This is a genomic window from Candidatus Aminicenantes bacterium (assembly GCA_026393795.1).
Taxonomy (GTDB): Bacteria; Acidobacteriota; Aminicenantia; order UBA2199; family UBA2199; genus UBA2199.
Window position 1 is genome coordinate 1 of record JAPKZL010000314.1, and the last position, 10,708, is coordinate 10,708.

The window sequence follows — 10,708 nt, forward strand, 5'->3', positions numbered from 1 at the left end:
CTGGGAAGGATCAATTTGGCGTTTTCCAGGCCGACCAGGGTGATCAGCAGTCCGATGCCCACGCCGATGCCGCGCTTGAGGTCCAGCGGGATGGCGTTCATCACCTGTTTGCGGACATTGGTCAAAACCAGCAGGGTGATGATCGCCCCTTCAATGAAGACGATGCCCATGGCCGTCGGCCACGGAACTTTCATGCCCAGGATCACCCCGTAGGCCAAAAACGCATTCAATCCCATGCCCGAAGCCAGGGCCAGGGGATAGTTGCTGATCAGCCCCATGAGGATGCTAAAGATTCCGGCCCCGAGGCATGTGGCCAGCACCAGCGCCGGGAACAGATCGTTGCCCATGGCCGCGGCCAATATTTTCGGATTGACGAATATGATGTAAGCCATGGCCATGAAGGTGACCATGCCGGCAACGATTTCGCGGCCGGCCGTTGTCTGGTTTTCCTTTAAATTAAAAACAGCCATTTTTTCTGCGCTCCCTGATGAAATGAAAACAGCAGATGAACATGGTGGGTGTTCCTCCTAAAAATGGTAGGTGGCCGCGGCCACGGTGACACCGGAACCGAAAGCCAGTAAAAGCGCCTTTTGACCGGGAAGGGGTTGGCGGGCGGTCAGGACCGTATTCAAGGCCAGGAATAAAGAAGTGGAAAGCGTATCGGGCAGCCAGCCGGAAAGGTTGACCACCTTGTTTGCGGGAAAGCCGATGGCCGCCGGCAGCCGGGACAGCAGCGCGGCTGATATTTGCGCGGGAACCACAAAATCGATTTCGTCCCGGCGCAAACGATCCTGGGCCAGCACATCCTCGACCACCGCCCCGGCCATGGCGATGTAAATATCCTCCAGATCGCTCCGCCGCCTGCAGATGATCCGGCCCCTCTTTTCCGCCAGGCTGACGTGCGATGTATAGGCATCGGCATGCTCATCCCGGGTATGAAAGGCGAAACGGCCGAACCCCTGCCCCGGCCAGGGCGAAAGGTCCAGCAGCACGGCGACACCGCTGCCGGGGTAGGCAAAACCCGGATCGGGACGACGGTCGGGATTGGTCTCGCTGGCCACCACCAGCCCGGCTTCGGCCTCTCCGTTCTGCAACAGCGCCGTGACCGCCTGGACGGCATCGAGCATGCCGCAGCCTCCGTTCTGCAAATCAAAAGCCAGCGTGCAGCGCTTCTGGAATTCAATGTTGATGCCGAGCCGATGCTGAATGAAGACGGCCATGGCCGGTTCGCAGATATGGTGGTCGCGATGGATGCCGGCGTTAATCAGCAGGCCGATGTCGGCCGGGCGGTGACGCGATGCCTTCAGGCACTGTCGCCCCGCTTTGACCGCATGACGGATCGAGCCCCAGCGGGAAAAATACCGGCGCGGCAGGCTGACGCCCAGGCTTTCAATGCGGCAAGAACGCATGTCAGCTCTCCCCGGCAAAACGCGCCCGGTATCGCTCCGGCAGATCGTCGAACGCGTAGGCGGCATGGGCGATGACGATTCCCGAGGCACCGCTCACCAGCATGGCGTTATGCCCGTTCTGGATTCTCCCCTGCAGGATGGCGTCATGGATGGCCAGGAAATGGCTGGTGGTGGACGTGTTGCCGTAGTGGTCGGCGCTGCAGCGGGTAATATCGGGGAGAGCTGCGCCCAGATAATTGCCGACGGCCCGGACGCCGTTCTCGATGGCCCTGACCGAAACCTGGTGCGGGATGATGTGCTGCAGATCGCCCAGGTTCCAGCCGCTGGCGTCCAGGGCACGCTTGAAATAGGCGGGAAAATGCTCGTTGCCCTTGCGCTGCAGACCGCGGGCCTTAGTGACCAGAATGCCTCCGGGTCCGCGCCGCGACGGGCGTGAATAGCAATAATGGTCGTGCTTGGCTCCCGTGACCAGCCCGATGTGCCGGAAGCCAAAACGGGGATCGGGCGAGCGGTCCAGGATCAGAGCCGCGCCGCCGTCGCCCAGGGTCAGGGCCGCCAACTGTCCGTCAAAGCTGTGACGCAGTTCGCGGGCGGCGGTTTCGGCCAGGGGCATGTTCAGCTCGCCGCTGACCACCATGCCGCGTTCGGCCATGCCGCAGCGGATCATTGCCTGCAGGACATAGATGCCGGTAATCATGCCGGCGCAGGCATTGACCACGTCGAACACGCGGGCGTTGCCGGCCCCAATAGCGGCGCGGATGCGTACGGCGGTGGCCGGTTCCAGGTGAAATTCGTCTTTGCGGTTGTATTTGGAAATGCTCGTGCAAACGATAACATCCAATTCTTTGGCGCGATAGCACGACATAGCCAGCGCCTGCCTGGCCGCCCGGATGCCCAGATCGGCCGCACACTCGCCCTTCGCCACCCGTCTCTCATGGATCCCGGTGATCCGTTCCAGGTCCCAGCGCGGCCTACGGCGACAGGAAGCGAGCAGCTCCTCCATGGTAAGGATCTTTTCAGGAATACGGACGCCGAGGCTTTCGATGCGGATGCGGACGTCAGGACAGGCCGCGGTGAGGGAGGAGGGGCTGGCGGGTTTCATGGTTCCGTTGTTGCCGCCGCGAACAGGAATTCCATCCCCTGGCGGAAAGTCAGCGTCGGCCGGTAAGCGAGTTCGCGCCGGGCTTTGCCGATGTCGTAGCGGCTGTCGCAGGCGACCAGACGGACGCCATACCTGCTGAGGGCGGGAGGCGCGGCGGCAACACGCAAGCGAGTATCGCCGCGGCCGATGAAAACCAAACGCCGGCGGCGCAGCAGGGCGATCAGCCGCGGCATGATGGTGGTATCCCCCGGCCCCCAGATCACGCCGGGGCGGATCACGACCGTCTCGAGTCCGCTGCTGCCATGAGCCTCGCGCACGAGCCTTTCGCCGGCCAATTTACTGGCCGAATAGGGATCGCGAAGCGCAGCGGCGGGAGGGGTTTGCTCATCGACGCGCGCCCCGGAACGCGGCAGCCCGAGAACGGTCAGGGAACTCAGGTGGATCAGCCGTTTCACCCCCGCCTCGCGGCAGGCCGCGATCACGTTGGCCGTGCCATCGACGTTCGCCTGCCAGAATTCCCGGCGCGAGCCCCGGTCGGAGACTTTGCCGGCGGTATGGAATACCAGCTGCTGGCCCACCATGGCCCGCAAAAGCGATTGGCGGTCCATGATATCACCTTCATAAATATCGCATCCGGCGCGGACCAGCCCGGCGACATCACTGGTCTTTCGGGCCAGGGCACGAACCTGAAATCCCTTCTTTCGCAGCCTGGCCAGCAGGTATCCGCCCAGAAAGCCGGTCGCCCCGGATACCAGGGAGCTGATCCCGGTAACCAGGGCGTTGGGCGCTCCGCTGTCCGCGCTCATCCCGAAACCAGACCAAGCTCCTCGCGCAAAGCACGGCGTAGCGGCTTGCCCACCGCGGAATGAACCAGGCCGGCCCGGATTTCAACCGCCGCCGGTACTTTATATTTGGCCATGTTCTGATGGCAAAAAGCAAGGATCTCCTCCTCGTTTATCTCCATTCCATCACGAGGCACGATGAATGCCTTGACCAGTTCGCCGCGAGTGGCATCGGGAATTCCGATCACCAGCGCTTCCATCACCTTGGGGTGTTCATGCAGCACCGCTTCCACTTCGGCCGGGTAGATATTCATGCCGCTGCGGATGATCATGTCCTTCAAGCGGTCTACGACACGGAAATAGCCGTCGCGATGCATTTGACCGATATCGCCCGTGTGCAACCAACCATCGCGGAGCTGGGCGGACGTCTCTTCCGGCCGGTTCCAGTAGCCTTTCATGATTTGCAGGCCCTTGATGATGATCTCGCCGGGCTGGGTCCACTCTCCCGTAAAAGGCATGTCCAGCTTTCCGGTTTCAAAATCCACGATGCGGGCTACGGTGCCGGGATAGGGCAAGCCGATGGTCCCGTGACGATCGTCGCCGAAAGGCGGGTTCCCATGCGTTACCGGTGCCGCCTCGGTCAGCCCGTAGCCCTCGACCGCGCGCACCCCGGTGCGCTCGATGAAGGTCCTTTGAACCGCGGGAGCCAGCGGGCTGCCGGCGCAGGGGCAGACGCGCACCGAGCGCAGGTTGTGCTTGGCGATATCCGGAAAATTGTTGATTGCTATCAGAAAAGTTGGGACAACGGGGAATATGGTCGGCTGGTGCCGCTCAATGGTCTGAATCAATCCCTTGGTATCGGCCGGGATGGGAACCAGCACAATGGTGGCGCCGGTGAGTATGCCTAGGTTCAAACAGCAGGTCAAACCGAAGCCATGGAAAAGGGGCACGGCTGCTAAAGTGATTTCACACCCATCGCCAATGCCCGCCCAGACGCGGTTTTGTTCGGCATTGATCAGCAAGTTGCGATGGCTCAGTTCGACTCCCTTGGAAACGCCGGTGGTCCCACCGGTATAGAGCAGGACCGCGGTATCCTCGCGATCGACCACCACCGGGCGCGGGTTCCCCGGCTGCAGCAGTTCCTGAAACCAGAAATCCTCCGGGGTTATTTTAAAACGGGGCAGCTTACGTTCCTTGGTCAGCGTGTAGAACGACCAGAGCAACGGCGGGAAATATTCCTTGATGCGGGTGACCACGATATGCTTGAGCGCCGTCTTCGCCCTGACCTGATGAACGACCGGGAAGAAACGGTCGAGGACGACCGCGACTTCGGCGCCGCAGTCTTTCATCTGGTACTCGGCTTCGCGCGCCGAATAGAGCGGATTGAAGGGGACGGCGATGGCGCCGATCTGGGCGGCGGCCAAGAAGGTGATGACGAATTGCGGACAGTTCGGCATGTAGATGGCCACCCGGTCACCTTTGCGTACGCCAAGCTCCTGCAACGAAGCGGCGAAATGGGTGACCGCCTGACGGAGCTTGGCATATGAGACCGAGTGGCTGAACAGCCGCCCGGCCGCGGCAACCGCCAGCACCAGCGCCGTTCGCTCGGGAAAACGGCCGGCCGCGGCGGGCAACAGGTCGGGCAAGGTCAATGCCGGTGTCTCTAGGGAATGGGGTACGCTTTTTTCGTAATGCTTCAGCCAGGGTTTGTCGGTTCGCACGTCAATTACTCCTTGATCCGGAAGCTGTCCGGTGATCGCCGCTTCGTCCCGGGAGGAATAGGAGCATCCCATTCATTCCCGGTTCCATTCTACCAGAAATCAAATCCGGATGAAAATCCGATTGATGACTGCAGCGGTTGAAGCTAAAAAATACCGTTCGCCGGCCTCCAGCAACAGATCGATTTTCGCCCTGCGAACGCCGATTCTGATTGACTGAGTCCGGTATTTGTGTTATTTTTAAAACTCATGACAGACATATTCCGCGTTGTCATCCAATTTGCCACCGTGCTCTTCGCCATCTCGATCCATGAATCGGCCCACGCCTGGACCGCCGACAAGTTCGGCGATCCCACCGCCCGTTTGCAGGGCCGCATCTCTTTGAATCCCATCGCTCATATCGACCTGATCGGCACCATCATCTTCCCGCTGATCCTGGCGGTGGTGGGCGCCCCGGTTTTCGGTTGGGCCAAGCCGGTCATGGTCAACCCCTACAACCTGCGCAACCGCCGCCGCGACGGCATGTACATCTCGGCCGCCGGGCCGGCCGCCAACATCCTGGTCGCCTTGGCCGTCATCCTGCTGCTGGGTATTTTCAAAACTCCCATATTGGTCTCCGCCAGCAGCAGCGTCGCCTTGCTACTGAAAATAGCCACCAACCTACTGATGATCAATGTTTTCCTCGCCGTTTTCAACTTGATCCCCATCCCGCCCCTGGACGGCAGCGGCATCGTGGAAGGGCTGCTCAGGGGCCAGGCCCTGGCCATGTTCGAAAGGATCAAACCCTATGGATTTTTAATTCTTCTGGCCATCATCTACACCCATGCCCTCGATTTCATCGCCAATTTCATATTCACCGTCCTTTTCAAGATCTTCCCGTTCTTGATCTTCATCATGCTGAAGGCGGGGGTGGTATCGTGAACCAGCGGGTGGTCATGAGCGGCATCCGCCCGACCGGCAGCGGCGCGGCCCACCTCGGCCATTGGGAAGGAGCCTTGAAAAGCTGGGTCAAGCTGCAGGAAACGGCCCAGTGCTACTATTCCATCGTCGACTGGCACGCCCTCACAACCGAATATCAGGATGTAAAAAACATCCAGAACAATATCCGCCAATCGCTGCTGGACATTCTGTCGGTCGGCATCGATCCCGAAAAAAGCGTCGTGTATCTGCAGTCGGCAGTCAAAGAGATCGCCGAGCTGTCCCTGCTCCTGGGCATGATGACGCCGCTCGGCTGGCTCGAGCGCGTTCCCACCTTCAAGGAACAGCAGGCGCAGCTGAGTGACCGCGACATCAACACCTTCGGTTTTCTCGGCTACCCGCTGCTGATGACCGTGGACATCGTCATCATGAAAGCCGATACGGTGCCGGTAGGCGAGGACCAGGTCTTCCATCTGGAACTGGCGCGCGAGATCGTGCGCCGCTTCAACGGCCTTTACGGCGATTGCTTCCCCGAGCCCCAGCCCTTCCTGACCCCCATCCCCAAACTCCCCGGCATCGATGGCCGCAAGATGAGCAAAAGCTACGGCAACGCCATTTATCTCGGCGACACGGCCGCCGTTGTCGACGAAAAGATCAGGCCGATGGTCACCGATGTGCGCCGCAAGCGCCGTAGCGATCCGGGCGTCCCCGAGGACTGCCCGGTTTTCGCCCTGCACAAGGGCTACTCCAAGGCTGATGAGATCGCCTCCGTCGCCGCCGGCTGCCGCACGGCGGGAATCGGCTGCCTGGACTGCAAAAAAATCCTGATCGCCAATATCAACGCTTTCCTGGAGCCTTTCCGCCAGCGGCGCAGCAAGTACGAGCGCATATCGGTCCGCGACATTCTCGAGCCCGGCAACCGGCGCGCCGCCCAGCGCGCCAAAGAGACGGTCGCCCAGGTGCGGGGGCTGATGAACGTATGATCGAAACATCCGAAACACCAGCCTATCAGGTGCAAACCGATTTTTTCGAAGGCCCGCTGGACCTGCTGCTGCACCTGATCCGCAAAAACAAGCTGAACATCAACGAGATCCGTTTGGCGGTGATCACCAGCGAATACCTGTCCTATCTGGAAAACAAGCAGGGTATCAATCCGTCGCGGGAAAGCGATTTTCTGACCACCGCCGCCACCCTGATCTACATCAAGTCGCGCTCGCTGCTGCCGAGGCCGGAAAGCCTGGCCGAGGAATCTCCGGAAAAGCAACTGCTGCACACGCTGATCGAGTATGAAAAGATCCAGACCATTTCCAAAATGCTGCAGGATATGGAATACACCGAACGCCTGCTGTGGCGACGGCTGGAACTGAACGAGAATTTTTCCAGCCGTGAGTACACGCTGAAGGAGGTTTCCGCCTTTCAACTGGCCGAAATTTTCTTTGCCATCGTCAGGAAAAAGGAAAACGAACAATTCCTCTATGTCTCCTCGAAAAGCTATTCCATCGCCGCCAAGCAGGCCGAGATCGCCGGCCTGGTAAAGGAAAGCGGATTTCTCGATTTCAGCGCCTATGTGAAAAAACTGGATTCCATCGAAGAGATCCTGGTCAGCTTTTTCACCCTGCTGGAGATGATCAAGCGCCATCTGCTGATCGCCTTGCAAGAATCGCTGTTCGGCACCATATCGTTGTATGCCAACGAGGCCGCCGCCTTGAGCAATTAGAAAATGACCAGCGAGCAAGCCGCCCTGATCGAAGCGATCCTGTTCGTTTCCAAGGACCCGCTCGAACCGGGAAGGATCATGGAATTCCTGCAGATCAACGACGAGGCGGAATTCGAAAAAATCCTGCAAACTTTTGAAAAGGAGCATTTCCTGGACCGCCCCGAAAGGGGGTTGCAGCTGAAACGAAGCGGCGGCGGCTTGCAGCTGGTCACCAAGCCCGAGCTGCACGATTCCCTGAAGGATTTCTTCACGGTCAAGCAGGCCACCAAGCTGACCCTGGCCTCCCTGGAAACGCTGTCCATCGTCGCCTATCGCCAGCCGGCCACCCTGGCCGAGATCTCCGACATGCGCGGGGTGAATTCGACCGGCCCGGTCAAGAACCTGCTGCAGAAAAAACTGATCCGCATCAGCGGCCGAAAAAAAGTCCCCGGCTTGCCCGCCTTGTATGCCACCACCCAGGAGTTTCTGGTTTATTTCGGGCTGAACGATCTGTCACAGCTGCCTTCCCTGGAGGAATTGACCGAACTGTTCGAGGAAAAGGAACAACCTTCTTTATTTAAATAGGAGGCGCACATGGAATTGTCCGTCAACCCCAACGTCCTGCAGATATCCCCATACATCCCGGGAAAGCCGGTCGAAGAAATCCAGAGGGAATTCAAGCTGAAAAAGGTGATCAAGCTGGCCTCCAACGAAAACATGCTGCCCATCCCGGCAAACGTCAGGAAAGCCATAAGGGACGAGCTTTCCCAGGTGCACGGCTATCCCGATTCCGACAACTTCTACCTGCGTCAACGGCTGGCCGAGCTCAACGGCCTGCAGCCCGGGCAGATCATTGTCGGCGCCGGCTCGGTGGAATTGATCCACATGCTGATCCGGACTTTTTTGAAGGGCAGCGAAAAAGTGCTGACGTCGGAAAAGACTTTTTCCCTCTACAAGATCGCCACCACCGAGTTTGCCGGGCAAGCCGCCTTCGTGGAAGCGCCCATGGACGGGAACCTGCGCTTCGACCTGGAAGCCATGGCCCGGCTCGTCGACGAGAAAACCAAGATCATCTTCATCACCAATCCCAACAACCCGACCGGCACATTTGTCCCGGCCGCCGCCATCCGCCGCTTCATGCAGAAAATTCCCGCGGACCGGATCATCGTGCTGGACAACGCCTACCAGGAATACGTCGATGACCCGGATGATTATGTCACCGGCCTGGACGAGATCAGGGCCGGGAAAAACGTGGTCGTCTTAAGAACCTTCTCCAAGGTGTACGGCTTGGCCGGCCTGCGCGTCGGCTATGCCATGGCCAGGCCGGAAATCATTTCCATCCTCGGCCGCGTCAAGGCGCCGTTTAACGTCACCCGCATCGGCCAGCGGGCGGCCCTGGCATCGCTGGAGAACGACGATTACAAAAACCGCTCCGCCCGCCTGAACCGGGCCAACAAGGCCAAATTGCTCGGCCAGCTGCAAAGCCTTGGCTTGCGCGTGCTTCCGTCGCAGACCAATTTTCTCCTTTTTTTCCCAAGCGGCGACGTGAACGAACTGAATCTCCGCCTCCTCAAGGAAGGGGTGATCATCCGGCCCACCGCCGGGTTCGGCATCCCCGAAGCCATGCGCGTCACGGTGGGCTTGGAAGAGGAAAATGACTTCTTCATCAAAAAACTGAAAAAGGTTATGCCCGCAACGTAGCGCCATTCAAGGAGGGTGCATGGATTTCGATCTGCTGTTTATCGGCGCCGGTCCGGCTGGCTACGAAGGTGCGATAGCCGCGGCAAAAAAAGGCTTGAAAACGGCGGTGGTGGAAATGGACCTGCCGGGCGGCACCTGCCTGCAGCGCGGCTGCATTCCAACCAAGGCTATTCTCCATTCGGTCAAGGCGGTCAAGCAGATCAACGATTTCGCCAAGATCGGCGTCCATGTCGACCGCTTTCAGATCTCGCTCGATGAAATCAAGCGCCGCAAAATCCGCATCGTCGCCAAGCAGACGCGCGGCATTGAGCTCCTTTTCAAGCAGAACGACATCCAGCTGATCAAGGGCAAAGCCCAGGTCGTCGGCGCCAACCACATCCTCCTGGACGGACAAAAGGAGATAGCGGCCGGTCATATCGTCATCGCAACGGGTTCCAAGCCGGCCGAATTGCCTTTTTTAAAATGGGACGGGCTGAAAGTGGTCCACTCCGACGACTTGCTGGAACTGGAGTCCGTCCCCGAAACGATGCTGGTGATCGGCGCCGGCGCCGTGGGCCTGGAATGGGCGCTGATTTACAATTATCTGGGCAGCAAGGTTACCGTGGTCGAGATCATGGATTCCATCGTGCCGGGAACCGACAGGGAGATCGCCGAAATTTTGAAGATCGAGCTGGTCAAACAGAACATCACCATCCACACGGCGACCAGCATCAGCACTCCCCGCATTGGCGACAAAGTGCAACTGACATTTAAAAAAGGCGAAAAGAGCTGGGATGAGGAATTCGCCAGGGTTTTGCTGGCGGTCGGACGCACCCCCAACAGCGCCGGGATATTCGCCGACCGCATTCCCAACCCGTGCGACGGCAATGGCTTCATCCTGGTATCCGAAAATCTGCAGACCGCGCTGCCGACGATCTTCGCCTGCGGCGACGTCATCGGCCCCCCGCTGCTGGCCCACAAAGCCTCGCACCAAGCCATGGCCATCGTCGATTTTCTGGTGAGCGGCACCCCGGTGCCCCACCACCCCCTGCCGGCGGTGATTTTCACCTTCCCTGAAATGGCCTCCGTCGGCATCACCCAGGAGCAAGCCGAAAAAAGCAACCTGACGGTCAAGATCGGACGTTTTCCCTACGCCGCCGGTTCGCGGGCCAATGCCATCGATGAAAAAACCGGTTTGGTCAAAGTGATCGCCGACCAGGAAAACACTATCTTAGGTGCCCATATTATCGGCGCCGAGGCCGGGGAACTGTTGCCCCTGCTGACCTATGCCGTGACCCGCAAGCTCAAATGCGACGAATTCAAGGATCTGGTGTTTGCTCATCCTACTTTGGGTGAGAGCCTCTGGGAAGCCATGGGTGAGATCGCCGGTTTTTCCATCCATA

At 59.4% G+C, this 10,708-nt stretch carries 11 protein-coding genes; 6 read left to right on the forward strand and 5 right to left on the reverse strand.

Features of this window, described 5'->3' with window-relative positions:
- The 5 genes from NTW95_15325 to NTW95_15345 form a co-directional block, all read right to left on the reverse strand.
- The coding region (locus tag NTW95_15325) for an NCS2 family permease (protein MCX6558775.1) at nucleotides 1–470 on the reverse strand (470 nt) is incomplete at its 3' end.
- Between the two features lie 57 nt (nucleotides 471–527).
- Nucleotides 528–1,409: a hypothetical protein gene (locus tag NTW95_15330; protein MCX6558776.1), complete on the reverse strand. Its 882-nt coding sequence runs from the start codon at nucleotides 1,407–1,409 to the stop codon at nucleotides 528–530.
- 1 nt (nucleotide 1,410) lies between these two features.
- Entirely contained in the window at nucleotides 1,411–2,511 is a 1,101-nt protein-coding gene (locus tag NTW95_15335; protein MCX6558777.1) for a 3-oxoacyl-ACP synthase, read from the reverse strand.
- Complete coding sequence (locus NTW95_15340) at nucleotides 2,508–3,317, reverse strand: NAD-dependent epimerase/dehydratase family protein (protein ID MCX6558778.1); 810 nt, start codon at nucleotides 3,315–3,317, stop codon at nucleotides 2,508–2,510. The genes NTW95_15335 and NTW95_15340 overlap by 4 nt, the downstream gene beginning before the upstream one ends.
- The gene (locus tag NTW95_15345) at nucleotides 3,314–5,014 is read right to left on the reverse strand and encodes a long-chain fatty acid--CoA ligase (protein ID MCX6558779.1); all 1,701 of its coding nucleotides are present in this window, start codon (nucleotides 5,012–5,014) and stop codon (nucleotides 3,314–3,316) included. The genes NTW95_15340 and NTW95_15345 overlap by 4 nt, the downstream gene beginning before the upstream one ends.
- A gap of 246 nt (nucleotides 5,015–5,260) precedes the next feature.
- Between NTW95_15345 and NTW95_15350 the strand changes: the two genes are divergently transcribed.
- From NTW95_15350 to lpdA, 6 genes are all read left to right on the forward strand, one after another.
- Nucleotides 5,261–5,932 (forward strand): site-2 protease family protein, encoded by a 672-nt coding sequence (locus NTW95_15350; protein MCX6558780.1) that lies wholly within the window; start codon nucleotides 5,261–5,263, stop codon nucleotides 5,930–5,932.
- Entirely contained in the window at nucleotides 5,926–6,912 is a 987-nt protein-coding gene (trpS, locus tag NTW95_15355) for a tryptophan--tRNA ligase (protein ID MCX6558781.1), read from the forward strand. Before NTW95_15350 ends, trpS begins: the two co-directional genes overlap by 7 nt.
- Entirely contained in the window at nucleotides 6,909–7,646 is a 738-nt protein-coding gene (locus NTW95_15360; protein MCX6558782.1) for a segregation/condensation protein A, read from the forward strand. Before trpS ends, NTW95_15360 begins: the two co-directional genes overlap by 4 nt.
- Nucleotides 7,647–7,649: 3 nt before the next feature.
- Nucleotides 7,650–8,210: an SMC-Scp complex subunit ScpB gene (scpB, locus tag NTW95_15365; protein ID MCX6558783.1), complete on the forward strand. Its 561-nt coding sequence runs from the start codon at nucleotides 7,650–7,652 to the stop codon at nucleotides 8,208–8,210.
- Nucleotides 8,211–8,219: 9 nt separating this feature from the next.
- Nucleotides 8,220–9,326 carry a histidinol-phosphate transaminase gene (gene hisC / locus NTW95_15370; GenBank protein MCX6558784.1) on the forward strand — a complete coding sequence of 369 codons (1,107 nt, stop codon included), beginning with the start codon at nucleotides 8,220–8,222 and terminating at the stop codon, nucleotides 9,324–9,326.
- Between the two features lie 19 nt (nucleotides 9,327–9,345).
- The coding region (gene lpdA, locus NTW95_15375; protein ID MCX6558785.1) for a dihydrolipoyl dehydrogenase at nucleotides 9,346–10,708 on the forward strand (1,363 nt) is incomplete at its 3' end.

Excerpts from the sequence above, each read along its gene's own strand:
- NTW95_15330 (MCX6558776.1), bottom strand. The coding sequence starts at position 1,409 with ATGCGTTCTTGCCGCATTGAAAGCCTGGGCGTCAGCCTGCCGCGCCGG.
- NTW95_15335 (MCX6558777.1), bottom strand. The coding sequence starts at position 2,511 with ATGAAACCCGCCAGCCCCTCCTCCCTCACCGCGGCCTGTCCTGACGTC.
- NTW95_15340 (MCX6558778.1), bottom strand. The coding sequence starts at position 3,317 with ATGAGCGCGGACAGCGGAGCGCCCAACGCCCTGGTTACCGGGATCAGC.
- NTW95_15350 (MCX6558780.1), top strand. The coding sequence starts at position 5,261 with ATGACAGACATATTCCGCGTTGTCATCCAATTTGCCACCGTGCTCTTC.
- NTW95_15360 (MCX6558782.1), top strand. The coding sequence starts at position 6,909 with ATGATCGAAACATCCGAAACACCAGCCTATCAGGTGCAAACCGATTTT.
- scpB (MCX6558783.1), top strand. The coding sequence starts at position 7,650 with ATGACCAGCGAGCAAGCCGCCCTGATCGAAGCGATCCTGTTCGTTTCC.
- hisC (MCX6558784.1), top strand. The coding sequence starts at position 8,220 with ATGGAATTGTCCGTCAACCCCAACGTCCTGCAGATATCCCCATACATC.